This is a genomic window from Flavobacterium limicola, from assembly GCF_003634755.1.
Classification (GTDB): Bacteria; Bacteroidota; Bacteroidia; order Flavobacteriales; family Flavobacteriaceae; genus Flavobacterium; species Flavobacterium limicola.
The window spans coordinates 225,192-250,533 of record NZ_RBXA01000003.1; the positions used below are offsets into that span (position 1 = coordinate 225,192).

General features: G+C 33.8%; 24 protein-coding genes. 9 read left to right on the forward strand and 15 right to left on the reverse strand.

The genetic code is table 11. The features are described 5' to 3' along the window. Positions 1–75 precede the first annotated feature (75 nt). The 7 genes from ccoS to BC952_RS11045 all read left to right on the forward strand — a co-directional run bounded on the left by ccoS (position 76) and on the right by BC952_RS11045 (position 6,364). Positions 76–267, forward strand: coding sequence for a cbb3-type cytochrome oxidase assembly protein CcoS (gene ccoS / locus BC952_RS11015; protein WP_113634286.1), 192 nt, complete (start codon positions 76–78; stop codon positions 265–267). A 49-nt stretch (positions 268–316) separates the two neighbouring features. After that, positions 317–2,506 (forward strand): cytochrome-c oxidase, cbb3-type subunit I, encoded by a 2,190-nt coding sequence (ccoN, locus tag BC952_RS11020; RefSeq protein WP_121365706.1) that lies wholly within the window; start codon positions 317–319, stop codon positions 2,504–2,506. Between the two features lie 5 nt (positions 2,507–2,511). Beyond that, positions 2,512–2,682 carry a CcoQ/FixQ family Cbb3-type cytochrome c oxidase assembly chaperone gene (locus BC952_RS11025; protein WP_113634284.1) on the forward strand — a complete coding sequence of 57 codons (171 nt, stop codon included), beginning with the start codon at positions 2,512–2,514 and terminating at the stop codon, positions 2,680–2,682. Positions 2,683–2,709: 27 nt separating this feature from the next. Further along, complete coding sequence (locus BC952_RS11030) at positions 2,710–3,609, forward strand: cbb3-type cytochrome c oxidase N-terminal domain-containing protein (protein ID WP_121365707.1); 900 nt, start codon at positions 2,710–2,712, stop codon at positions 3,607–3,609. Positions 3,610–3,675: 66 nt separating this feature from the next. After that, positions 3,676–5,094, forward strand: a complete 1,419-nt coding sequence (gene ccoG, locus BC952_RS11035) for a cytochrome c oxidase accessory protein CcoG (RefSeq protein WP_121365708.1) — start codon at positions 3,676–3,678, stop codon at positions 5,092–5,094. A 41-nt stretch (positions 5,095–5,135) separates the two neighbouring features. After that, on the forward strand, positions 5,136–5,588 hold the full coding sequence (locus BC952_RS11040) for a FixH family protein (RefSeq protein WP_113634281.1): 453 nt from the start codon (positions 5,136–5,138) through the stop codon (positions 5,586–5,588). Between the two features lie 74 nt (positions 5,589–5,662). Continuing rightward, entirely contained in the window at positions 5,663–6,364 is a 702-nt protein-coding gene (locus BC952_RS11045) for a sulfite exporter TauE/SafE family protein (RefSeq protein WP_121365709.1), read from the forward strand. A 71-nt stretch (positions 6,365–6,435) separates the two neighbouring features. On the opposite strand, the gene hemN is transcribed toward BC952_RS11045, so the two are convergent. From hemN to BC952_RS11085, 8 genes are all read right to left on the reverse strand, one after another. Next, positions 6,436–7,800, reverse strand: coding sequence for an oxygen-independent coproporphyrinogen III oxidase (gene hemN / locus BC952_RS11050; protein WP_121365710.1), 1,365 nt, complete (start codon positions 7,798–7,800; stop codon positions 6,436–6,438). Positions 7,801–7,931: 131 nt separating this feature from the next. Further along, entirely contained in the window at positions 7,932–8,411 is a 480-nt protein-coding gene (locus BC952_RS11055; protein WP_121365711.1) for a hypothetical protein, read from the reverse strand. A gap of 112 nt (positions 8,412–8,523) precedes the next feature. After that, positions 8,524–8,871, reverse strand: coding sequence for a hypothetical protein (locus tag BC952_RS11060; RefSeq protein ID WP_121365712.1), 348 nt, complete (start codon positions 8,869–8,871; stop codon positions 8,524–8,526). A 144-nt stretch (positions 8,872–9,015) separates the two neighbouring features. Next, a complete protein-coding gene (locus BC952_RS11065) occupies positions 9,016–11,028 on the reverse strand; it encodes a DUF349 domain-containing protein (RefSeq protein ID WP_121365713.1) in 2,013 nt (670 codons plus the stop codon). A gap of 323 nt (positions 11,029–11,351) precedes the next feature. After that, on the reverse strand, positions 11,352–12,101 hold the full coding sequence (locus BC952_RS11070) for a shikimate dehydrogenase family protein (protein ID WP_121365714.1): 750 nt from the start codon (positions 12,099–12,101) through the stop codon (positions 11,352–11,354). After that, complete coding sequence (locus BC952_RS11075; protein WP_121365715.1) at positions 12,101–13,498, reverse strand: tetratricopeptide repeat protein; 1,398 nt, start codon at positions 13,496–13,498, stop codon at positions 12,101–12,103. Before BC952_RS11075 ends, BC952_RS11070 begins: the two co-directional genes overlap by 1 nt. Positions 13,499–13,778: 280 nt before the next feature. Beyond that, entirely contained in the window at positions 13,779–14,966 is a 1,188-nt protein-coding gene (locus BC952_RS11080; RefSeq protein ID WP_121365716.1) for an aspartate aminotransferase family protein, read from the reverse strand. Positions 14,967–15,037: 71 nt separating this feature from the next. After that, positions 15,038–16,672 (reverse strand): OstA-like protein, encoded by a 1,635-nt coding sequence (locus BC952_RS11085; protein WP_121365717.1) that lies wholly within the window; start codon positions 16,670–16,672, stop codon positions 15,038–15,040. Positions 16,673–16,949: 277 nt separating this feature from the next. Between BC952_RS11085 and BC952_RS11090 the strand changes: the two genes are divergently transcribed. Next, positions 16,950–18,815 carry an alpha-amylase family protein gene (locus BC952_RS11090; protein ID WP_425269365.1) on the forward strand — a complete coding sequence of 622 codons (1,866 nt, stop codon included), beginning with the start codon at positions 16,950–16,952 and terminating at the stop codon, positions 18,813–18,815. An 82-nt stretch (positions 18,816–18,897) separates the two neighbouring features. Here the strand turns inward: BC952_RS11090 and BC952_RS11095 are convergent, their stop codons facing one another. The 7 genes from BC952_RS11095 to rsfS form a co-directional block, all read right to left on the reverse strand. After that, positions 18,898–19,668 (reverse strand): superoxide dismutase, encoded by a 771-nt coding sequence (locus BC952_RS11095; RefSeq protein WP_121365719.1) that lies wholly within the window; start codon positions 19,666–19,668, stop codon positions 18,898–18,900. Next, on the reverse strand, positions 19,665–19,946 hold the full coding sequence (locus BC952_RS11100; RefSeq protein WP_121365720.1) for an acyl-CoA-binding protein: 282 nt from the start codon (positions 19,944–19,946) through the stop codon (positions 19,665–19,667). The genes BC952_RS11095 and BC952_RS11100 overlap by 4 nt, the downstream gene beginning before the upstream one ends. Then, the gene (locus tag BC952_RS11105) at positions 19,946–20,599 is read right to left on the reverse strand and encodes a phosphatidylserine decarboxylase family protein (RefSeq protein WP_121365721.1); all 654 of its coding nucleotides are present in this window, start codon (positions 20,597–20,599) and stop codon (positions 19,946–19,948) included. The genes BC952_RS11100 and BC952_RS11105 overlap by 1 nt, the downstream gene beginning before the upstream one ends. Further along, positions 20,589–21,479, reverse strand: coding sequence for a phosphatidate cytidylyltransferase (locus BC952_RS11110; protein WP_121365722.1), 891 nt, complete (start codon positions 21,477–21,479; stop codon positions 20,589–20,591). Before BC952_RS11110 ends, BC952_RS11105 begins: the two co-directional genes overlap by 11 nt. A 1-nt stretch (position 21,480) precedes the next feature. Beyond that, a complete protein-coding gene (locus tag BC952_RS11115) occupies positions 21,481–22,083 on the reverse strand; it encodes an LUD domain-containing protein (protein ID WP_121365723.1) in 603 nt (200 codons plus the stop codon). A gap of 113 nt (positions 22,084–22,196) precedes the next feature. Beyond that, on the reverse strand, positions 22,197–24,122 hold the full coding sequence (gene ftsH, locus BC952_RS11120) for an ATP-dependent zinc metalloprotease FtsH (protein ID WP_091166940.1): 1,926 nt from the start codon (positions 24,120–24,122) through the stop codon (positions 22,197–22,199). Between the two features lie 19 nt (positions 24,123–24,141). Then, positions 24,142–24,513 (reverse strand): ribosome silencing factor, encoded by a 372-nt coding sequence (gene rsfS, locus BC952_RS11125; RefSeq protein WP_091166943.1) that lies wholly within the window; start codon positions 24,511–24,513, stop codon positions 24,142–24,144. A 95-nt stretch (positions 24,514–24,608) separates the two neighbouring features. Here rsfS and BC952_RS11130 point away from each other — a divergent pair, with 95 nt between their 5' ends. After that, a complete protein-coding gene (locus BC952_RS11130) occupies positions 24,609–25,337 on the forward strand; it encodes a biotin--[acetyl-CoA-carboxylase] ligase (protein ID WP_121365724.1) in 729 nt (242 codons plus the stop codon). The last annotated feature ends 5 nt before the right edge of the window (positions 25,338–25,342 follow it).

The window sequence follows — 25,342 nt, forward strand, 5'->3', positions numbered from 1 at the left end:
CAAAAGTAATAAGTATGATAATTGTCATGTTTTACTCGGAAACGTAAAAGTAACTTTGTTAACACAAATTAAGGTATGAGTGTCATTTATTTATTAATCTCCATCAGTATAATAGTCGCCATTGGTTTCTTTATTGCTTTTATAAGGGCAGTAAAGACGGGTCAATATGATGATGATTATACGCCGTCAGTCAGAATGCTATTTGACGACGAGCTAATACAGCCCAAAGTTGAGAAGTCAAACATCGAAAGCCAGGAGACTTTGTGATATTCAACAGTAATTTTTTAAATTTTTCAATCATTTAATTTTTTTATTTATGGAAATGCAGCAGTTTTATTATGATAACAAAATTGTAAAAAACTTCATTTACGCGACCATTGTTTTTGGAGTAGTAGGAATGTTAGTAGGACTTACATTGGCCTTTATGTTTCTTTTTCCAAATATTACCGATGGGATTTCGTGGTTGAGTTACGGTCGATTAAGACCTTTACACACCAATGCGGTTATTTTTGCCTTTGTAGGGAACGCAATGTTTGCGGGTATTTATTATTCCTTGCAGCGCTTGTTGAAAGCCAGAATGTTCAGCGATTTTTTGAGTAATCTTAATTTCTGGGGATGGCAATTAATAATCGTAGCGGCAGCAATTTCGTTGCCACTTGGATACAGTACCTCTAAAGAATATGCCGAATTGGAATGGCCAATAGATATCGCAATTGCATTGATTTGGGTTGTTTTTGGTATCAATATGATTGGAACAATTTTAAAACGTAGAGAGCGCCATTTGTATGTTGCCATTTGGTTTTACTTGGCGACATTCGTAACGGTTGCGGTTTTGCATATTTTCAATAGTTTGGCATTACCGGTTTCTGGAATGAAAAGTTATTCTGTTTACGCAGGGGTGCAAGATGCTTTGGTGCAATGGTGGTACGGTCATAATGCGGTTGCGTTTTTCTTGACTACACCTTTTTTAGGATTGATGTATTATTTTGTCCCAAAAGCGGCAAATCGTCCGGTATATTCTTATAGATTGTCAATTGTTCACTTTTGGTCGTTGATTTTCATTTACATCTGGGCAGGACCGCACCATTTATTATATTCTGCTTTGCCTAACTGGGCGCAAAATTTAGGAGTTGCTTTCTCTATTATGTTGATTGCTCCATCTTGGGGTGGAATGATAAACGGATTATTAACCTTGAGAGGGGTTTGGGATAAAGTACGTGTGGAACCTGTTTTAAAATTCTTCGTAGTAGCAATTACCGGTTACGGAATGGCAACTTTTGAAGGTCCGATGTTATCCTTAAAAAATGTAAATGCAATTGCGCATTACACGGATTGGATTATTGCTCACGTTCACGTAGGTGCATTGGCTTGGAACGGATTTATGGCCTTTGGTATGATTTATTGGTTGGTTCCTAGAATGACTAAAAGTAGTTTGTACTCTCTTAAATTAGCTAATTTCCACTTTTGGATTGGTACTTTAGGAATTATATTATATACCATTCCAATGTATGTTGCGGGTTTTTTACAAGCATCTATGTGGAAACAATTTAATCCGGACGGAACTTTAACGTATGGTAACTTTCTGGAAACAGTAACTCAAATTATGCCAATGTATTGGATGAGAGCTATTGGTGGAACCCTATATTTAATTGGAATGTTTACTTTGGTGTATAACATTATTCAAACGGTTCGATTAGGTTCTAAAATTGAAGACGAATTAGCGGAGGCTCCTGAGTTAATAAAAATTAGTGCAGGTAGAGTAAAAGGAGAAAAATTTCACCCTTGGTTAGAAAGAAAACCTATTCAGTTAACTATTTTGGCAACTGTTGCTATTTTAATAGGAGGTGTTATCCAAATTGTTCCTACAATTATGGTTAAATCTAATATTCCGACTATTGCCAGTGTCAAACCGTATTCTCCACTAGAATTAGAAGGACGTGATTTATACATCCGTGAAGGTTGTGTAGGGTGTCACTCTCAGTCAGTTCGTCCTTTCCGTAGCGAAGTAGAACGTTATGGACCACAATCTAAAGCTGGGGAATTCGTTTACGACCATCCATTCCTTTGGGGATCAAAACGTACAGGCCCAGATTTATTAAGAGTTGGAGCAAAATATAATGACAATTGGCATTTTAACCACTTCTGGAATCCACAAAGTATATCTGCAGGATCTATTATGCCAGGTTACAAATGGCTTTTTGATAATAAACCGATGGATGTTTCTTTGACTCAAAAGAAAATGCAAGCTATGGTGAAGCTTGGAGTTCCTTATACTGAAGCTCAAATTGCAAGTGGTTTAGATGATTTAAGAAAACAAGCTGTTGCAATTGAAGAAAGCTTGAAAAATGATCCTGACTTTGTGAAAAGTTATGACGAAAGCAAGAAAAAAGCCGAAGCCAGAGGAGAGAAATTTGTTCCAATGAACGAAAGAGAAATCGTTGCCTTAATTGCTTACATGCAAAGACTGGGAACCGATATTAAAGTAAAAGATATTGCTAAAAAATAAAAGTCATGTTCGAACAAATAAAACATAATATGGAAACGATTGAAGGTGTGGCGATATATCCCATCTTATCATTATTAATTTTTTTCGTCTTTTTCGTGGGCCTTGGTTTATGGGTGTTCTCCTATAAAAAAGAAACGATTAGTGAATTAAGTCAAATTCCATTGAGAGACAACTAAATAGTATAATTTTTTAAAATTTAAAAAATGAAAAAATTAATTCCAGCATACGTTAGGGTACCTGTTATTTTCTTCGCTGTATTTATGGCAATGGAATATTTTATTGACTCAGGAGACAGACCTGCTTTTATAAAATTCCCAATGGTTTCCGTATTCTTATTCGTGTTTCTTTTCCTTTTGATAGCAATAGAAATTACCGTGAGTGCAGTAGATAATATTACGTATCACTTGTTGACCGAGGAACAAAAAATCCAATTAAATGAAGCAAATAATTTAAGTTTCAAGGATAGTGAATGGTACAAGAAATTGATGAAGAAATTGACTAAAACAGAGTCGTTGGATAATGAAGATCAGTTGTTATTGGACCACGATTACGACGGTATCAAAGAATTAGACAACAATTTGCCGCCATGGTGGGTGTACTTATTTTATGCTTGTATCGTATTTGGAGTTGTTTACATGGTGCGATTTGAAGTGTTAGGTGCTGACAATCAGGAAATGGAGCTTAAGAAAGAAGTGGCTCAAGCCAAAATTGATATTGCAGAATACATGAAAACTGCGCCGGATATGATGGATGAAAAAACGGTGACCTTACTGACAGATCCTGCAGATTTAGCAGCTGGAAAAGAAATTTTTACAACTAATTGTGCGGCCTGTCACAGAGCTGACGGTGGAGGACAAATTGGACCAAATTTAACGGATGACCAATGGATTTTAGGGGGAGGAATAAAAAATGTATTTCATACGCTGGTAAATGGAGGACGTGACGGAAAAGGTATGATTTCGTGGAAAGGAACCCTGAAACCTAAAGAAATGCAGAAAGTTGCCAGTTATATCTTATCCTTAAAAGGAAGTAATCCACCTGATGCTAAAGCTCCTGAAGGAGAGGTTTGGGTAGAAGAAAATGTTACTGTTGCAGTTAAATAACAATTAGAAACACACGTTTTATTTAGCTTAATAATTATTTTGAACTTGTGTTTTAAATAAAAAAAAATGTCAAAATTACCAGACGAAGCGTTTAGAGATACTATTGGAACGATTGATGAAGAAGGAAATAGAAAATTCATTTTCCCCAAAAAACCTTCCGGAAAGTTCTACGATTACAGGAAATGGGTGAGTTATTTTTTACTCATTGTACTTGTTGCGAATCCTTTTATGAAGATAAATGGTAATCAGTTCATGATGTTCAATATATTGGAACGCCGATTTAATATATTCGGATTTCCTTTTTGGCCTCAGGATATTTATCTTTTCGTTCTTTTTATGATTATTGGCGTCGTTTTCGTCATTCTTTTTACGGTAATTTTTGGACGGATATTTTGCGGATGGATTTGTCCACAGACCATATTTTTAGAAATGGTTTTCCGTAGAATAGAATATTGGATTGAAGGAGATCGTGGTGCTCAAATTCGTTTGGAAAAACAAGAATGGAATGCAGAGAAGATCAGAAAGAAAGGCATAAAATGGACTATTTTCCTAATCATTTCTTTTTTCATTGCCAATGTGTTTCTGGCATATCTTATCAGTAGTGACAAGTTGCTCTTAATGATTGAAGAAGGGCCCGAAAACCATGTTAGTACTTTGGTTTCTTTATTCATCTTTACAGGAGTTTTCTATTTTATTTTTGCTTGGTTTAGAGAACAGGTTTGTATCATAGCTTGTCCTTACGGAAGATTGCAAGGCGTTTTATTAGATGATAAATCTATAAATGTTGCGTACGATTTTGTTCGTGGCGAAAAAGAAGTGGGCCGTGCTAAATTCAACAAACAAGAAGACAGAGCGACTACTGGAAAAGGCGATTGCATCGATTGTAAACAATGTGTAAATGTTTGTCCAACCGGAATTGACATCCGTAACGGGACACAAATGGAATGCATTAATTGCACCGCTTGTATTGATGAATGCGACACGATTATGTATAGCGTTGGTTTGCCAAAGGGACTAATTCGATACGCTTCAGAAGATGAAATTGAGAAAAAAGTAAAGTTCAAGTTTACGCCAAGAATGAAAGGCTATTCAGCTGTATTATTCATTCTAACAGGAATTTTGATTGGATTATTGTTCTTACGTTCGGATGTTGAAGCTAGTATTTTGAGGTTACCAGGGCAATTGTTTCAACACAAAGGCGAAAATATCAGTAACATATATACTTTTAAAATTATCAATAAAACTAATAATGATTTTGATGATATTCATTTTAAACTTGTTGGAATAAAAGGGACTTTAAAAGTGGTTGGAAAACAAGAATTAAAAGTACCCAAACAAGGAATGAATGGCGGAACCTTATTTGTTGAAATCAACCAAAATTTATTGGATAGCGACAAAACAAAACTGAAAATTGAGGTTTATAATGGGGATGAAAAAATTGAAACGGCGACCACTAACTTTTTGAGTCCGCGTAGTTTTGATTAATAATTATCCAATTCAAGTTTCAAAAAAATAAATATAATATCATGAAAATAAGCTGGGGAACAGGAATCGTAATCGCTTTTGGTTTGTTTATGACCTTTATTTTGTTTTTTGTTTTTACGGTTCAATCCGATTCAAAATACGATAATGAGTTAGTTGTAGAAGAATATTATAAACATGATGCACATTTTGGAGATGAAATGGCTCGTGTACAAAATGCAGCTGATTTGGCTCAAAAGCCTACAATAAATAATGTTTCAAACGGAATTGAAATAGTATTCCCAAAAGTTTTTGATCCAAAAAATATCAAAGGTAAAGTGTCCCTTTACAGACCGTCTAACAAAAAATTAGATTTTGAAATTCCCATTTCACTATCTGATGCTACTACTTTGCTCATACCTAAAAAAAGTTTGGCAGGCGGTCGATGGGACATTAATATGGAATGGCAATACGATGGAAAATCGTATTTGACTAAAGAAACGATATATATCAATTAGTCTTACAGTAAAAAGTTTTAAAGTACATCAATTGGCTTTAGGGTCTTTTAACTTTACGACATTAGAATAAAAAAATGCTTTATACTGCCTTCATTTTTGGTTTAATAAGTAGTTTTCACTGCATCGGAATGTGCGGTCCTATTGCTATGATGTTGCCTGTAGACAGAACGAATCAGACCAAAAAAGCAATTCAAATCATTACTTATCATTCAGGAAGATTAACGGCGTATGCGACAATAGGCTTTGTTTTTGGACTGCTTGGAAAAGGTTTCTTCTTGGCCGGTTTACAACAGAATTTATCTATATTTATTGGTGTAGCCATGATCTTAGTAGTTTTGACTCCGGATAAAATTTTTGCGAAATACAATTTTTCAAAACCGGTTTTTAAATTAATTTCAAAAATAAAAGCAGCTTTAGGAAGTCAGTTTAGAAACAAAAGTTATAAATCCCTGTTCACTATTGGTTTACTGAATGGCTTTTTGCCTTGCGGAATGGTTTATGTCGCCTTGTTTGGTGCCATTGCCATGCAAAGTGAAAGTTTGGGTGTCTTATATATGATTTTATTTGGATTAGGAACCGTTCCTATGATGAGCAGCGTCGTGTATATCAACTCATTTCTTACAATTCCTATTCGAAACCGAATCCAGAAGGCGATTCCTTATGTAGCAGTATGCATTGGTTGCTTATTTATTTTACGAGGATTGGGATTAGGAATTCCTTATATTTCTCCATCCAATATGAGTTTGTTTATTCAAGCTGATCCAAACTGTCACTAATTTTCTAATAGTTTAGCATAGAAAAAGCACGCTGCTAGGCGTGCTTTTTTATTTTGTAAGATTGAGAAACATTAAATTGTCATCGAAAACAATTCGGTTTCCGGCGCTTTTCTTTTCAAGCGTAAATCGAATGCCATACAAATATTACGAACATAAGGCTTTCCTTTTTCAGTAACGGCAATTCCATTGTCTTTAATTATAAGTAATCCGTCGTTTTCCATTTCTTTCAACTGAAGTATAACCTCTGGAATTTCATTGAAATAACCCTCTTTGGTTTCCCAGGAAGTTTCAAATTGGCACATTAAATTCAAAATGTGTTTTCGGATGATGAGGTCTTCATTGGTCAATAAATGCCCTCTAAAAACCGGTAATTTGTTCCATTCTAAAATTTGATAGTAGTCCTCTAAGTTTTTTACATTCTGTGCAAAACTGTACCAACTGTCACTGATGGAAGAAACTCCCAATCCAATCATTAATTGTGTTTTGGATGAACTGTAGCCCATGAAATTACGGTGCAATGTGCCACTTTGGAAAGCATCATATAAACTGTCAGTCTCCAACGCAAAATGATCCATTCCTATTTCATGATAGCCATTTTCATATAATAATTTTTTACCCGTTTCATAAAGCATTCTCTTTTTATCATCTTTTGGAATATCTTCATCGTTAAAACCGCGCTGTCCATTGCCTTTAATCCAAGGAACGTGAGCATAACTATAAAATGCCAATCGGTCGGGTTGTAATGATTTTGTTTTCTCAATGGTATCAATTACATCCTCTATTTCCTGAAAGGGCAGTCCAAAAATGATATCGTGACCTATGGAAGTATACCCAATTTCTCTAGCCCAAAACGTAACTTTTGCCACATTATGAAAAGGCTGTAAACGGTGAATTGCTTTTTGTACTTTCTCGGAATAATCCTGAACGCCAAAACTCACTCTTCTAAAACCTAAATCATACAGCTTTTGTAAATGTTCGTGAGTTGTGTTATTGGGATGGCCTTCAAAACTAAACTCATGGTCTTTGGCTTTTTTGGCATGAACAAAAATACCATTTATTAAATCCTCTAAATTTTTGGTAGAAAAAAATGTGGGAGTTCCACCACCCAAATGAATATCTTTTATAGTTGGCTTTTCGCCAAGAATTTTACAATATAAGGTCCATTCTTTCAAAACTGCTTCTATATAAGGATTTTCAACGCCGTGATTTTTTGTAATACGCTTGTTACAGCCACAAAAAGTACATAAGCTTTCGCAAAAAGGCAAATGGATATACAAACTAATACCTTCTGAAGAATTACTCGCTTGAAAGGATTTTTTTAGCGTTTCAGCCCATATTTCATCTGAAAAATCAGTTTCATCCCAATAGGGAACCGTTGGATAACTGGTGTATCTGGGACCAGGAACATTGTATTTTTGAATTAAAGAATTTTTCATGGCAGAGGCATTTAACGTTAATCAAAAGTAGAACGACCACTCAAATATTAAAATGATAATTATCATATCGAGAGAACCTTTTGCAAAAAAAAGAGGCTTTAAAAGCCTCTTGTACAGAATAAATTAATTGTTTACATCGCTATGCAATCCTGAATCATTTTAGTCCATTTTTTGGCAAGTTGATGATCTTCATATAAACAAACTTGACCTATTTGATCATTCTCAATTTTGTAAAATGATATATAGTCAGCTTTTTTGCCTTCTTTATATTGAAATTCAAATTCAATTTTTAGAATCGTAGCAGTGTTATTCTCCGTTGTTGGAATCAGTTTGCAGGATTGAATTGTATTTAAATCTACAAAAGAAACAACTTCTTCTTCTTTAGCATTAAAATCAATTAAAAGAAATCCTTTGTTTTTTTCGTCTAATGCCAAAACTTTTTTATTTTGTGTTTCAGTCAATTCAAAAATAAAGTGATTGTTTTGGCTGAATTTGGTTTTTATGGCTTTGATTTTTGCTTTGTTAATTGAAGATGACCTCATGGAATAGAATAGAGGAATGGCAATTATTAAAGTTAATATTAGTCCAATTATAGTTACGGAAGTATCCATTTTTTATTTTTTTAGTTATTTGTAAAGCATGATATGTTGAACTGAAATCCAAAGGGAATCAATTCAAAAGGGAAGATACTATATCTTCAATTTACGAAATCAGTGTTTCAAATCACCAAAAAAAATGGAAAGGAAAGAGCAGGAGCGAAACCATCTCACATCGATTGATGTCTTGTTTCGCAAAACGAATAAAGAATATACTGATTTTAAAATCCGGAATTACATTCAGAAAATTTTCCAGATATTTTGCAATGGTGTAATCAGGAGTTTTATGATAGGAAGTAAAAGTATTACTTACTTGAGGTTGTATAAAATCTGAAGAATGAATGCTGTTCGCAGACAATGAAGAATTTGACTTTTCTATTTTAATGGTTTGAACAGGAACTTCATTTGCACTAAAAGCAAATAAAAAAACTATTAAAAGTCCAATAAAAACAAGTGTTTTTCGAAACAAATTCATTTTGTAAAAATAAAATTTCGCTGTTTATTACTATAATTATTTCTAATAAATGAAAGTTAAAATTTGAATGCAGAAAATCTTTATTGTAAAAAAGCCTCGAACTAATATTGTCCGAGGCTAATAGTTTTAAAATAATATCAAAATTTATTCTATTTTCAAATTTCTTAATTGTTTTAGTTTTTCTTTCCAAACATCAAGACTTTCTTTATGAATGGCGATGTTTTTGCGGACTTCTAATACAATTGAATTTTCTTTTTTAGCATTTCTGGTATTGGTAAAGAATTGAATGTTGTTTTCCAATTGGAAAATTTCATTTTGTACTTCGTCAATTTTACGCATGATAAAAATCTTTTCATTATCAAGTTTGCGAGTATCATGACTTTCTGATAAATGATCCATTCTATTGGCGAAACGCATCATATCTGTATCTTTTTTACTCAAACTCAATTTTTCAAAAAGTGCATCCAGGATTTTATTGAATTTCCCTTCAATATGTCTTCTTGGGAAAGGTACTTTTCCAAAGTTTTTCCAAGTTTCAATATGCAACTTAATCGCATCTAAATCCGTTTTATGGTCTCCAGTCAACTGAAATTCTCTCAAAGTTTCTAAATAGGCTTTTTTATTATCAAAAGCTTCTACTTCTTCGCTGTTCTCTTCGTTTTTCTGCTCTTTTAACTTGTCAAAATAATGGTTGCAAGCATCTTTAAACTCTTTCCAGATTTTATCGGAATATTTTCTTGGCACATGACCTATCTGTTTCCATTCATCCTGAATTTGTTTCATGATAGGTGTTGTAGCATCAAAATCAGTGCTTTCTTGTAATTCTCTAGCTTTGGCAACAAGCGCTGTTTTCTTATTTAAATTGTCATTTTGATCTTTCTTAATGTCTTTATAAAAAGAGTTTTTGAAAGAATTAAAATTTCTGACAGCAGTTTTAAAACCGGCCCAAGTTTCCTCATTTACTTCCGATGGTACTTTACCTGCAGAGAAAAAAGCTGTTCTTAAGGCTTCAACTTTTTCTATTTGAGCTAGCCATTGCGCATGAGCATTGACTTTCTCCGTAGCTAAAACCTCAATTTTGGCAATTATTTCTTTTTTCTTTTCTAAATTCTCAAGTTCTGTTCCTCTTTGATTTTCGAATAAAACCTCACGTTTATCGTGCATTTGTTTGGTCAAATCGCTAAATTTATTCCAAATTTCATCGCGGTGTTCTCTGGAAACGGGACCAATATCTTCTTTCCAGATTCGGTGTAAATCCTGTAATTCTCTGAACGCTTTATTGATATCGGCTTCTTTTACCAATTCTTCAACACGCGCCACAATTTTTTGCTTTTGCTCTAAGTTATGTTTGAAATCCAAGTCTCTCGCTTCTCGGTCCAAATGTAAATAGTCGTAGAAATTTTCCACATGAAAATGGAAGTTGTTCCAAACGTGATTGTATTTATCCTTCGGAATCGGTCCTGCATTTTTCCATCGTTCTCTTAAATCATTAAAATGCTTTAAAGTGTCTTTGATGTTTGCCTGCGGATTAATCAACTCCTTCAATTCCTCAACAATTGCCAAACGGTTTTCTAAATTAGTTTTCAGATTCGTTTGTAAACTTTTGAAATGAGTATTTTTAGTATCTCTAAATTGAGTGTAATATTTATCAAATTGAGTCTTCAGCGGAGAATGGTATTGAAAATCTTCATTTGGATCTTGATTTTCTGTAAGGAATTCCTCTTTTTTCTCCTCAACAAGATGATTGTATTTGGCTAAGAATGCTTTTTTAATTTCTTCAATATGATCCTTAAACGACATTATTTTATCATTAGAAACCAAATTTTTAAGCTCGTCAACCAGTGATTCAAGTGACAAAGTATCGTAATCCTGCATCGGTATATCATGGCGCTCTTTCAGCGTTTCATCTTCACTTTCTTCCGCATTTGATTCTGCTATTGCATCAGTGGCCGATTGATTTTCTGTCTCAGCAGTTGGCTCTGTTTTTGCAACTTCATCCTCAGATGGAATTACAACATTATCCTCTGCCGGAAAATCGCTAGGCTCCTCAATTGACGCACTTTCTAAACTTTCAGGTACTGATTGATTAGATTCAACAGCTTTGTGCTCTAAATTTCCATCTGCCTCAAGCAGGTTATCGTTCTTTTCTTCTAACATTTTTTCAATGTGTAAGGTTTCTAATTAGATTCAACACGAAAGATAGTAAAGCAGTATGAAAATACAAAATAAAACCCCTTATTTATTGTCATTTTAGGTTACAAAATTTTTCTTTTTTGAGCATTTCCCCGCTGTTCGCTGTATCTTTTTTGTTCGCCAAAAAAGGCTCTCAAAAAAGGATGCCGCTTTCATCAGGGCTAGGGTTTTGCGATTTCAAGTTCATTTTTCTCTAGATCATAATGGTATTACAAACAAAAAAACATTCAATAAAGAATGTTTTTGATGTATACAAATAGGTCTATGAAGCTAATTCCGTTTTTAGATTATTTATTCCAAATCTTCCAAGCCTTCTCAGCTTGAAAAATAAGCATATCCAGACCATTTTTGATTTGTGCGCCCTGTTGTTTGGCTTTTTTTAGGAATTGCGTTTCTGCAGGGTTGTAAATTAAATCATAAGCAATATGCTTGTCTGTGAAAAATTCGTAGGGAATTAATGGAAACGCATCTACATTAGGACTTGTTCCTACCGGAGTAGCATTTATAATGATTTGGTAATTGTCAAATGTGGTTGCATTGATTAGGTCGTAATCAATTCCATTTTCTTTGGCTTCTCTCGAAACAAAAGTATAGGGGATATTAAGTTCGTCCAGAGCAAAAGCGACTCCTTTTGAAGCGCCTCCAGTTCCTAAAATCAAAGCTTTTTTGTGCTGCGGTAACAATAGTGGTTCTAATGATTTTTTAAAACCATAGTAATCTGTATTGTAACCTTTTAATTTTCCTTTTTTGGAAATTCTAATGGTGTTTACAGCGCCAATTATTTCCGCTTTTTTTGATAATTTATCTAAAAATTGAATTACCGTTTCTTTGTACGGAATAGTAACATTCAATCCTTTTAAATCCGTAGTGTTTTTAATCACCTCTGGAAAACCTGATATTTCTGGAATATCAAAATTTTCATAGCTGCAACCTACAAAGTTTTCGTTATTAAATTTGTCAGTGAAATATCCTTTCGAAAAGGAATAACTAATGTTACGTCCTAATAATCCAAAGCGTTTTATAACTGTATCAACCATTATTGTTTTTTATGTTTTGCAATATAATTTTGCACCATTTTTTTTGTCCAAACTACTGGGAATAAATCTTCTAAAAGAATATAATTGTCAAAATTCAATCGTAGAGCATTGCTTAAATGGAATTTTGCTTTTGTATTATCCGCAAGCATAAAATACAATCCTGCTAAACGGTATTCTACTTCGTTCTCTTCCGGAAAATATTCTGAAGCTTGTAACAATGTTTGAATAGCACTTTCAAATTCACCTAAAAATTGTAAAATATCAACCCAAAATAGCCAAGTATCTAAACTGTAATCACCAAATTCGACTGCTTTTCTATATCCAAATTCAGCTTCTTCAAAGAAATTCATTTGCTTGTTGATAGTAGCAAAACGTTTCCAGTACAAACGATTTTGGTTGTCAATAGCTAATGCTTTATTGACAAAAAATAGCGCTTTTTGGTAATTTTTCTGGCGGACGTAAAAGTCAGTGATTGCAATCCAACCTTTATCTAAAAGCGGATCTTCGTGAACGGTTTGATTGAAATATTTTAATGCCAATGCTTTGTTACCTAGTCTTTCATAACATTTTCCCATTCGAAGTAGCGCATAGGAAGTTGCGTCATCTAATTCGATGGTTCTGCTGTAGCTTTCAATGGCTTCTTCATATTTTTTTAATCGCTCATACGCTTTTGCTTTTTCCATGAAAGCACCAAGGAATTCATCATCAATTAAAGTGGCATAATCAAAGGCGCGAATCGCATTTTCATATTCTTTAACGCCATAATGCAAACGTCCCAGTTGATGCCAGGCAATTTCACTGTATGGGTTTTTGTCAATGTATTTTTTTAAATAGCTGATTGCTTCTTGGTTTTGGTCTAAAAACTCAAAACAATACACCACATTGTACAATGCGGATTGGTCTTCCAGATCTTCTTCTAAACATTTGATAAAGCTTTCTTTTGCCATTTCAAGATTGTCCATAAAGAGGTATTCCATGCCTATTAAATTATAGACATCAGCAAAATCATCGGTGTATTTTAAAGCTATTTTTAATAATTCAACGGCCTTTTCGTGTTGGTCTCTTTTAGAGCAGATATTGGCTTTTTGAATGTAAATTTCTTCATTGTTTGGTTCAATGGCGTACAACTCATTCAATAGCTTTTCGGCTAATTCGAGTTTGTCATCATAAACAAGCATTTCCACTTGAACTAATTTTAGTCCAGTAGATTTTGGGTGTTGTTCCAATGCTAGTTTAAGTGCTTTTTTTGCCAAAGCGGCCTTACCCATATCAAGATAATGAAGGATAATTTCTTCAAATTCTTCAGAGTCAAAAAAGAGTACTTTGTTGGTTTTCAACATGGACTCAAATTTCGACAGGGATAAGTTATAGTCTTCTTCTTCGTTGCTTAATTGCATACTGTGTGTTTTTAATTTGGCCTAAATAAATTTAGGGAATCGTGCTTGTACTGTGAGGTAAAGTTAGAATTGTTGTGAACAATTTAATTAACAAAAAAAGGGTTGGTTTAAACGGATTCCATAGCCCTGATAAGAGTGGAAATCCTTTTACTTTTTCTTTAAAAAGTAAAAGATTATAACGGATAGCAGGAATAGCTCCCAATTTTTTTAATTGTTTTGAATAGGTATTTTGATGTGTATTTCCATTCTTACTACTTCTGCAATCAAAAATCGTTAATCATTATTCTTCAATCATTATTCCATCCATTACTTCAAGTATGATACTGCAACCTTCTCGTATTTCTTCTTCAGAAATGGTAAGAGGAGGCGTTATTCTTATGGCGCAACCTTCAAATAGTAACCAGAATAAAATGAGTCCTTTGTCTTGACATTTAAGAATCACTTCGTTAGTAACATCGGCACTTTTAGTCATTGCGGCCAGCATTAATCCTTTTCCTCTTATTTCTTCTATCAAAGGATGTACCAAAAGTGATCGGAATAACTTTTCTTTCTCCATCGCTTCGGCCATCAAATTGGTCTCAGTTATTTCCTGCAAAGTAGCTAAGCAGGCTGACGCAATGACAGGGTGACCACCAAAAGTGGTGATATGTCCTAGTTTTGGGTCATGACTCAACAATTCCATCATTGCCGATGAAGCTGTAAAAGCGCCGACTGGCATACCGCCGCCCATTCCTTTTCCCATTACTACGATATCAGGAACGACATCGTAATTTTGGAATCCAAAAAGTTTTCCCGTTCTCCCAAAACCCGGTTGGATTTCGTCAAGAATCATCATCGCACCAACTTCGGTGCAGCGCTCGCGTACTTTTTTAAGGAAATCATTATGTGGCTGAATAAATCCGGCGCCACCTTGAATGGTTTCCAGAATAATTCCTGCTGTTTTAGTCGTTATTTTTTGTAAATCTTCTTCGTTGTTGAACGTGATAAAATCAACATCAGGAATCAACGGACGAAAAATTTGTTTGCGCTCTTCAAATCCCATGACGCTCATCGAACCCATAGTATTACCATGATACGCATTATGACATGAAATCAACTGACTTCTTCCTGTGGTTCTTCTGGCGAGTTTTAAAGCGCCTTCAATAGCTTCTGTTCCAGAATTGACTAAATATGTGGTGTCTAAAGGAGTCGGCAGTAGTGAGGCTAACAATTTACAATATTCTACAGCCGGACTTTGTGAATATTCGCCATAAACCATGACGTGAGAGTATTTGTCTAACTGATCTTTGATGGCTTGATTGACTCTCGGGTGTTGGTGTCCCAAAGCGCAAGCCGAAACTCCAGCTACAAAATCCAGGTATTTTTTAGAATTAGTATCGTAAATATAAGAACCTACAGCATGTGACACTTCCATGCCCAATGGATAGGGTGAGGTTTGCGCTTGGTATTTTAGGAAATCGATATTCAAAATTTATTGCTTTAATCGTTTATTTGTTTATTCAAGAGAACTGTTATCTGAAAACTGTGACTGACCACTGATCACTTTATCTTCACTTTCTTCTTATCGTAATTCAGCGTTTCTTTTCGGATTTTCATAGGAATATCCTCTTTGGCTTCAGCTGTTTTGGTAGCTTTTGCTATTTTGTCGTTGTCTTCATTTTCTTCAGGTGGAAAAATATCATCCTTCGATTTTATTCGTTCATCGCCACGCCAGACTAGTCCTCGCAGTTTTCTGGCATTTTCTGGTAAATCCTTTTCCGGAAAAATATCGCCATCTATTTGTTGAAAAAATGTGATGGTTTCTACCTCATTATCTTCAATAATAAGATTGATTTTGCTGCTTTTATTTTTGTTGATACCTATGAGTTCCTGCGCTTCATTCCGCATGTAATATATAACTTCGGCATTTTTTACAATATCAACATCATGAAGCTTTCCCTCCAGAAACTTGCCATATAGATCTTGTCCCTTGACTTGATTATAGCCAGTTCCTATTGTGTCTTTGGAGACGATGAATGTATTATTGAGTACTTTGAGTGAATCTAGTTTTTGAGTTGTGTTATTTCCTATTAGATGCATAACATCGCCAGTAATTTGATTTTCTGCGTTCCAAAGTATCGGATTTCCAATCATTTTTGTCAAAGCTGTTTTAGAACTTGAATGAATCGAATCACATTTTCCGCTCATATCAGTTTTGAAGAATCGGACATTATTGAAAGCTCGGATAATTCTATTTCCTTCTTTTCCGGTAACCATTAATTTTTTTCCATGGATATAAACTGAGTCATTTTCGACAAAATTCACGGCAACGGCTCTTTTGGTCACGTACATCGAATCTAGTTTTTTATAAACTTCGGCATAATGCCCTTTCACGATTCCGCGATTGATGGAATCTGTTATTTTTACATTGCGAGTTGCTGATGCAAATTCCCGGTTTCTGTCATAATATAAACTATCGCCTTTAATCACCCGATCATCATATCTGATATAGGATTTATTCAGGAAATGCGCCAGATTTTTTTTGGTGTCATAAAACCCTTTTTCGGTATAAATATAATTGTCTTTGCTGGTAATTGTTGAAGGTCCAAAAAGATATGAATGCCCCGAATTGCTAAAATAATCCAAGTGATTTGATTTAATTACATACGTTGGATTTGTGATGGTAACCGCAGTCAGGAACTGAAATTTTTTCTGTTTTACGTAGTATCTTCCTGAATTACTTTTTAGCGTGTTCTCTTTATTGGTAATTGTCCCTGGCGTATCGTAAAATACTTCTTGAATATTTCGGTCAAAATTAATTATTTCTGTGGTCAAAGTTGCATCTGGTGAACTCATTACGGCATCTCCGGAGGCATACGCTTTTTTTACGTTTCCGTTGTATTCCGCATATTTACTATTCAAAAATAAAGTGTCTCCTTGCACCATTTGAACATTTCCAAAAGCCTTTATATAATTTTCCTTTTGGAAATAGTATGCCTTGTTACAAGTCATTACCACACCGTCATGATTGACACGTACGTTTCCGATAAGCAATAATGCATCAGGAATTTCTACTTGATTTACATCGGCAAAATCAGAGTTTTCTACAATAATTTTTTTTGGGGCTTGCGCCAAAACCAAATTAGTGACAAGCAGTAGCAAACAATAACGAAGGAAAAACAGTGATTTCTTCAATGGATTTAATTTTTGTCAAATTTATGAAAAAGGAAACAATCCTAATCCATATTAGGATTTATTTATAATTAGTCAAATGAGCAGCGAAAGTTAAGATTTTTCCTTTTTAAAGTTATCAACAAATGCCGCAACTCCTTCGTTGTAGTGTTGGTTTTTTAAAACAGAATTATTTAATTTCAAACGATATAGACTTCTTTTATTTAAAAAATATTAAATTTAAAAATTGATATTCATTTTGCTATTAAAGAATTGAAATCAGCATAAATAATTTTATATGATGAAAAAAATAACTATTGTTGCCAGTATAAGTGTAGTGCTTTTGGCTGCAGCCTGTAAAACGAAAGATCTAAAAATGAACGCAGAACAGAACGAGAAAGTCTCTAATAAAAAAGAAGTTGTATATCAGGTTTTTACCCGATTATTCGGAAATAAAAATACTACCAACAAACCTTGGGGAACCATTGAGGAAAATGGAGTAGGGAAGTTCAATGATTTTACGGTAACAGCTTTGCAGGAAATCAAGGATTTGGGAGTTACTTATGTTTGGTACACCGGAGTTCCGCATCATGCTGTGATTCGGGATTATTCCGCTATTGGGATTTCTAATGATGATCCAGAAGTGGTAAAGGGACGAGCAGGTTCTCCTTATGCCGTAAAAGATTACTACAATGTAAATCCAGATTTGGCCGTAAATCCTGCGAATCGTTTACAGGAATTTGAAGCTTTGATTGCCAGAACACATAAAGCGGGATTAAAAGTGATTATCGATATTGTTCCCAATCACATTGCGCGCAAGTACGAAGGAAGGAGTAATCCAGATGGTGTTAGGGATTTTGGTGCTGATGATGATACAACGGTTGAATACAAAAGAGATAATAATTTCTATTATATTCCAAATACACGCTTTAAAATCCCGGATACGGACAAACCATTAAATGGAGAAAAGAATCCATTGATTGATGGAAAATTTGAAGAAAACCCTGCAAAATGGACTGGGAACGGATCCCGTTTGGCGAAACCTGATAAAAACGACTGGTATGAAACGATAAAAGTAAATTACGGTATTCGTCCGGATGGCTCCAAAGATTTTCCGGAACTTCCGGCTGGTTTTGATACCAAATCATATCAGGAACATTTCGATTTTTGGAAAGGAAAAGATGTTCCAGATTCTTGGGATAAATTCAAAGATATTGCGTTGTATTGGACTGCAAAAGGAGTGGATGGTTTTCGATTTGACATGGCCGAAATGGTTCCGTATGAATTTTGGAGTTATATGAATTCAGCCATTAAAGTAAATAATCCAGATGCTTTTTTATTAGCAGAAGTCTACAATCCTAAAGAATATAGAAATTACATTCATTTAGGTAAAATGGATTATTTATATGATAAAGTAGAAACCTATGATAAATTGAAAGATATCATTCAAGGAAGATCGTTGCCTGATGGATTATCAGACATACAAAACGGAATGGCAGATATTGAGCATCACATGCTTCATTTTTTAGACAATCATGATGAACAGCGTTTAGCAAGTCCAGAATGTGCTGGAACGCCACAAAAAGGAAAACCTTTGATGGTGGTTTCAACAACTATAAGTACTTCGCCTACAATGGTTTATTTTGGTCAGGAAGTAGGTGAGGCCGGGAATGAAAATGCAGGATTTGGAACCCATTCCAGAACTTCCATTTTTGATTATATCGGAGTTCCAAGTCATCAGCGCTGGATGAACGACGGAAAATTTGATGGAGGTCAACTGACACAGGATGAAAAAGAGTTGCGTGATTTTTATAAAAAATTGTTGAATTTCTCTCTGAATAGTTCGGCATTAATGGGAAAACACCAAGAAATTCAAACATTGAATCGTCAAACAACTCAAGGCTACGATCCGGGAATTTATGCTTTCACACGCTGGTCTGATACGCAGAAACTAATAGTTGTCACTAATTTTTCTTGGCTGACTACCAGCAATTTCGAATTAAAAATTCCTTCGGATATTATTCAAAAATGGAATTTGAAAGATGGGAATTATATAATAACGGATCAATTGTACAATAAAAGTGCTGTTCAGCTGCAGGTTTTGAATGGTGAAGGAAAAGTTCAAATTACAATCGCACCTTCAGAATCATTCATTTATGAATTGTAAAAAGAGTTTTTTGTATTAATAAAAGGATAAAAAAAGTCTGATATAAATTTATATCAGACTTTTTTATGATTAGAAGCGAAAGCTATTTTTTTGCAACAGCATTGTAATTTTCTTCCACTTTTCTCCAATTAATTACATTGAAAAATGCATCGATATAATTTTTTCTTCGGTATTGGTAATCTAAATAATAAGCATGCTCCCATACGTCTAAAGCTAATATTGGAGTTCCGGGAACAACAGCATTACGCATCAAAGGATTGTCTTGATTTTGAGTACTAGTCACTTGCAGTTTTCCAGACCGGTCTACTACAAGCCAAGCCCAACCCGAACCAAACTGCTTTGTAGCTTCATCTTTAAATAAACTAGTAAAGTTTTCAAAGGAACCAAAATCTTTAACAATTGCTTCGGCTAATGTATTTGTTGGCTCACCTCCAGCTTTTGGTGCCATACATTTCCAATATAAGGAATGATTGTAAAATCCACCGGCATTATTACGCAGTGTAGCATCGTTAGGATCTAATTTTGCTAATACTTCTTCTATAGTCAGATTTTCAAATGGAGTTCCTAGTACCGCTCTATTCAGATTATTTGTATAGGTCAGATAATGCTTGGAATAATGCATTTCTAAGGTTGTTGCTGATATATTTAGTGCTAGAGCATCATAAGCATAAGGAAGTTTTTCAAGTTGAAATGATCCCTCATCTGCCTTGACATCATCTGGGGAACCAACCACCACTTTTTCTTCAACAACAGGAAGAGGAACGTCAACCACTTCAGTTAATTTTTTATCATTACAAGAAAGTAAAAGTGTAAATAGAAATATAACTGGAATTGAAAGGCCTATCTTTTTCATAATTGAATATTGTTTTTATTTAGAAAATGAATCATTTCTATATATTGTTCTTTGGCTTCATCTGGCGTGAGGTGGCTAATCTGCATCCAAGCATTAGTTTTAAATGCATCTCTTAAATGATAGGTAGAAGTTTGCTTTAGATCCAGAGTGCCAAAAGTAGCTTGTTTATAGAATGCATAAAGCCGCAATTGGACATCTTGTGGCAACTCTGCCTGTGTCATTTTAGAGGCTATTTCTACCGCTTCAAGAAATCGAGTATCTAAATTTTTTTCAATCATTATCCTTTTGTAGCAATAATTGTTTTTCCTCCAATTGCTTTTTGATTCAAAACAACATTTATTGGTGTTCCTAATGGTAAAAAGATATCTACTCTTGAACCAAATTTTATAAATCCAGCATCAGTTCCTTGAATTACCTGCATTCCTTCTTCGGCATAATTTACGATTCTTCGCGCCAAAGCTCCGGCAATTTGACGGTATAAAATTTCTCCAAAAGTTTTATTTTCGATTACAATCGTAGTTCTTTCGTTTTCTTCACTGGCTTTAGGATGCCAAGCCACTAAGAATTTTCCAGGATGGTATTTGCTGAATTTTACAATTCCACTCAAGCCATAACGCGTAACATGAACGTTTATTGGAGACATGAAAATAGATATTTGTAGACGCTTATCTTTGAAATATTCGCTTTCAAACACTTCTTCAATTACAACTACTTTTCCATCAACGGGAGCTAGAATGTGATTTTCATTGATTATCACAGTTCTTTTTGGATTTCTAAAAAATTGTAATATGATAATCAATAGCAACAAGGCGGCTATTTGTATTACCATTTTAATCCAATTGGTGTCAATAAAATTGTCAGTCAATAAAAGGACTACAGCTACGAAAATTGATCCAAATAAAATCGATTGGGTTCCTTCTTTATGAAACATAGTTTAAAATTTGATAAAATAAAAAAATAATTGGTGCTACAAATATAACACTATCTAGTCGATCTAGTATGCCTCCATGACCAGGCATTATGTTTCCGCTATCTTTTACGCCTGCAATACGCTTGAATTTAGATTCAATTAAGTCTCCAATAGTGCCTGCAATTCCAACAATCACAGCTATAGAAGTCCAAATTAGAATGGATCTGTCGCTAAATTCCGGGTTAGCTTTGATGTAGTATTTTGATATTAAATAACCTGCTAAAACTGCAAATACGATTCCTCCAAAGAATCCTTCAAATGTTTTTTTAGGTGATATTTTTTCGAATAATTTGGTTCGGCCTATAGATTTACCTACAATATAAGCAAAGGTATCATTGGTCCAGATTAAGATAAATAATCCAATTATAATTTTAGGATTATAGTCATTTATTCCAAATGAAATTTTAGTAATAAATACAAACGGGAGAATAATATACCCTAATAAATAAAGGTATTTTGATGAAGTGCTTATTTTTTGAATGTTATCATAAAATAAAAAAAGGATACATTTTATAGATACCACTAATGCAATGACCAATAGCACAATATCTAATTGTTTGACATTTATTGAAATTTCTAAATCAGTATTGAAAATTTTATTTATAGTATCTGTAGTGATTTGATTGTAATGACTCACTAAAGTTACTGTTGTGTATAAAGTTGTACCAAAAAGAATTGGAAATAATTTATGTATTTGAACTAAATTGCAAAATTCGTAAACTGCAATAATAAGAAAGACACCAAAAAGGATAAAAAAGCTTTCAGTAGAATATAAAATAGAAGCAAGTAATAATAGGATATAAATAGCTCCTGATATACCTCGTTTTAGAGTTTCATTCATCTTAAAGGTTTTCTAAAAGCAATAAATATAGATTTTTTGCTGAACTTCCGTATTGTGTGAAATCTTCTACTTTTGCTTTTTCAAAGTATTTTATAGTAGTAATATTGGTAGGATAGTCTCTTTCGTATTTCTTTTTTATTGCACTAAGCCCGTCACTTTTTGAATCAAGCATTTGACTTGTAGTTGCAATTACGATGATATTAGTTGGCAGCTCATTTGGTTTGTGCTGTTTTATTTGTTTAGAAGAAAATAATATAGAACCTTCTTCAGCAATTAAATTCTCACAATTAGCAAGAAGAAATTTTGGATTTGCAGGTTTATTATATATGAGTTTATTTTCGTCAAGCATTCCGAAAAGACTAGGTTCATAGCACAAAACTTCGCTTTCAAACCAATCATTTTCTTCGAGTATGTTTTCAAATTGTTCTTTTAGTTCTTCAGCATTTTCACAGTATAAAAACTTACCTCCATTTTTTTTAAAATTATAGATAAATTTTTCATCTATAGAGGGCGTGTTATCAGAATGGGAACTGTTAAATTCACTTTCTTTATCTTCCTCTGATGCTGGATGGCTAGAACCAAAAAATTTTCTAAAAAGATTCATATTTATGTAAGATACTATATATTATTTGAAAACGTCCAAAGATAAAAAAATCTTAATTCAAAAGTAGTTTTTGAATTAAGATTTTAAAAATAATTAAATAATTTTGGTGTTTACTATGATACTACTTCATCAAGATTTTTATCAAAAGTTCTTTTTCCGAAAATTGCTTCTAAATCATCCTTGAAAATAACTTCTTTTTCAATTAGAATATCTGCCAGTTGATTTAGTTTTTCTTTATTTTCTTCTAAGATTTGAATGGCTCTTTGATACTGACTTTCAATTAGTAATGAAATTTCTTCGTCAATAACTCTAGCCGTTTCTTCTGAATATGGTTTAGATAAATTGTATTCACTTTGCCCAGTTGAATCATAATAGGTTACATTACCAATTTTTTCATTCAATCCGTAAATAGTTACCATAGCACGTGCTTGTTTGGTCACTTTTTCTAAATCGCTCAATGCACCAGTTGAAATCCTGTTGAAAGTTACTTTTTCAGCAGCTCTTCCACCCATTGTAGCACACATTTCATCAAGCATTTGGTCTGGACGAACAATTAATCTTTCTTCCGGTAAGTACCAAGCGGCGCCTAAACTTTGTCCTCTAGGTACAATAGTTACTTTGATTAACGGAGCAGCATGTTCTAACATCCAACTTACCGTTGCGTGACCTGCTTCATGTATTGCAATTGCTTTCTTTTCGTCAGGTGTAACAATTTTGTTTTTCTTTTCAAGACCACCAACAATTCTGTCAACAGCATCAAGGAAATCTTGTTTGTCAACAGCAGTCTTGTTATTTCTGGCAGCTATCAAAGCAGCTTCATTACATACATTTGCAATATCAGCACCAGAAAATCCTGGAGTTTGTTTGGCCAAAAATTCAGTATCTAATCCTTCTATTTTTTTCAAAGGAGCAAGGTGTACTTTAAAAATTTCAGCTCTTTCGCGAATATCTGGCAAGTCTACAAAAATTTGTCTGTCAAAACGGCCAGCACGCATTAAAGCTTTGTCAAGTACATCGGCTCTGTTTGTTGCAGCTAAAACGATCACATTAGAATTAGTTCCAAAACCATCCATTTCTGTCAGCAATTGGTTCAATGTATTTTCACGTTCGTCATTTCCACCGGACATATTACTTTTTCCTCTAGCTCTACCTACTGCATCTATTTCATCAATAAAAATAATTGCAGGAGATTTTTCTTTAGCTTGTTTGAACAAATCACGTACACGTGAGGCTCCCACACCAACAAACATTTCAACAAAATCTGAACCTGATAAAGAGAAGAATGGTACTTGTGCTTCACCAGCAACAGCTTTTGCAAGTAAGGTTTTACCAGTTCCTGGAGGTCCAACCAGTAAAGCTCCTTTTGGAATTTTGCCACCCAAATTGGTATATTTTTCAGGGTTTTTAAGAAATTCAACAATTTCTTGAATTTCTTCTTTTGCACCTTCTAAGCCAGCTACATCTTTAAAAGTAGTTTTGATATCTGTTTTTTCATCAAAAAGTTTAGCTTTTGATTTTCCAATATTGAAAATCTGTCCACCACCACCAGCGCCACCGCCAGACATTTTTCTCATGATAAATATCCAAACTGCAATAATGATTATGATAGGTAACAAACTAATCAGAATATCTGACCAATTACTTTTTGCCAAGAAGTTAAAATCTTTCAATTTTCCTTCAGCAACAGCTTTTTCCAATTTGTTCTGAAATATTTGATCATTACCAATGTCAAACGTGTAGTGTGGTCCTTTGTTAGGTCTGTCAAAAACATCTTTAGAAACTTTCTTGTGCGCAGCATCTTTCAATGCAGCAGCGTTAAGAAATACTTCTGCTTCTGTCTTATTGTATACGATAACTTTTTCAATTTGTCCTTTTTCTAAATAGTCATTAAATTTAGAAGAGGTCAATTGTCCTGGTTCGTTTAGACTTGAACCATTGGTTATAAAGCTTATAAATAAGAAAATTAATAATATTGCAGTGTAGATTAGCCAAGGGCTTACTTTAAACTTATTCGGATTTGGATTATTTTCTTTAGCCATTACTACGGATTATATGTCTTTAGTATTTGTTTTCTATGGTCGTTATTTTAGCATCGCCCCATAAGCTTTCGATGTTGTAGTATTCACGGATGTGTTTTTGAAATACATGAACTACAATATTAACATAATCCATTAATACCCATTCCGCATTATCAGTACCTTCAACATGCCAAGGCTTGTCTTTTAATTCTTTTGAAACTGTTTTTTGTACGGAGTTGACTATTGCGTTAACTTGTGTATTTGAATTTCCATTACAGATTACAAAATAGTCACAAACTGCAGTGTCTATTTCTCTTAAATCAAGAATAGTGATATCATTTCCTTTTACTTCTTCTATCCCTTTAATGATATTCGCCAATAGGACGTCATTATTTATAGTCTTTTTCGCCATGAATTATTTTTATATAAGTTTGTAAAGTTACCATTTTTTGTGATTATTTTTGAACCTTAACACAATATTAAATTCTGTTTCACAAAAAAACGTATATGAAAGTAATCAAACTCGATGCCATAGATTCTACAAACGAATTCCTTAAAGGGTTATCGAATAAACAAGAGCTCGAAAACTTGACTGTTGTTACCGCAGAGAATCAAACAAAAGGAAAAGGTCAAATGGGGGCTGTTTGGACTTCTGAGGCGAGTAAAAACTTAACAATGAGTATTTTGGTTAAGGGATTTTTATCGGATATTTGTCAAATTTATAATCTGAATATTGTAGTTTCACTTGCCGTGATTACTGTTTTGGAAACATTTAAGATTCCTGATCTTAGTATTAAATGGCCTAACGACATAATGTCATACAATAAAAAAATAGGTGGCATTTTGATAGAAAATAGTATAAAAAGTGATGGTACTATAATTTCTATTGTCGGTTTAGGTCTAAATGTGAATCAAACTAATTTTGAAAATTTACCAAAAGCGTCTTCTTTAGCGGTAATTTGTACATCTGAATTCGACAAAGAAGTCTTGCTTTCTTCCATTATAGATCAAATAGAGAAAAGTATACTGTTATGGAAACTGCATCCCAATATCTTATGGTCTGATTACACGGATAAATTATATAAAAAAGGGATACCAATGCCGTTTACAGGTAAAAATAACACTAATTTTATGGGTATTATTCAAGGGGTTTCTTCGGTTGGTAGACTTCAGATTCTTTTGGATGACGACAGTATTTCTGAGTTTGATATCAAGGAAATTCAAATGCTATATTGAGGATA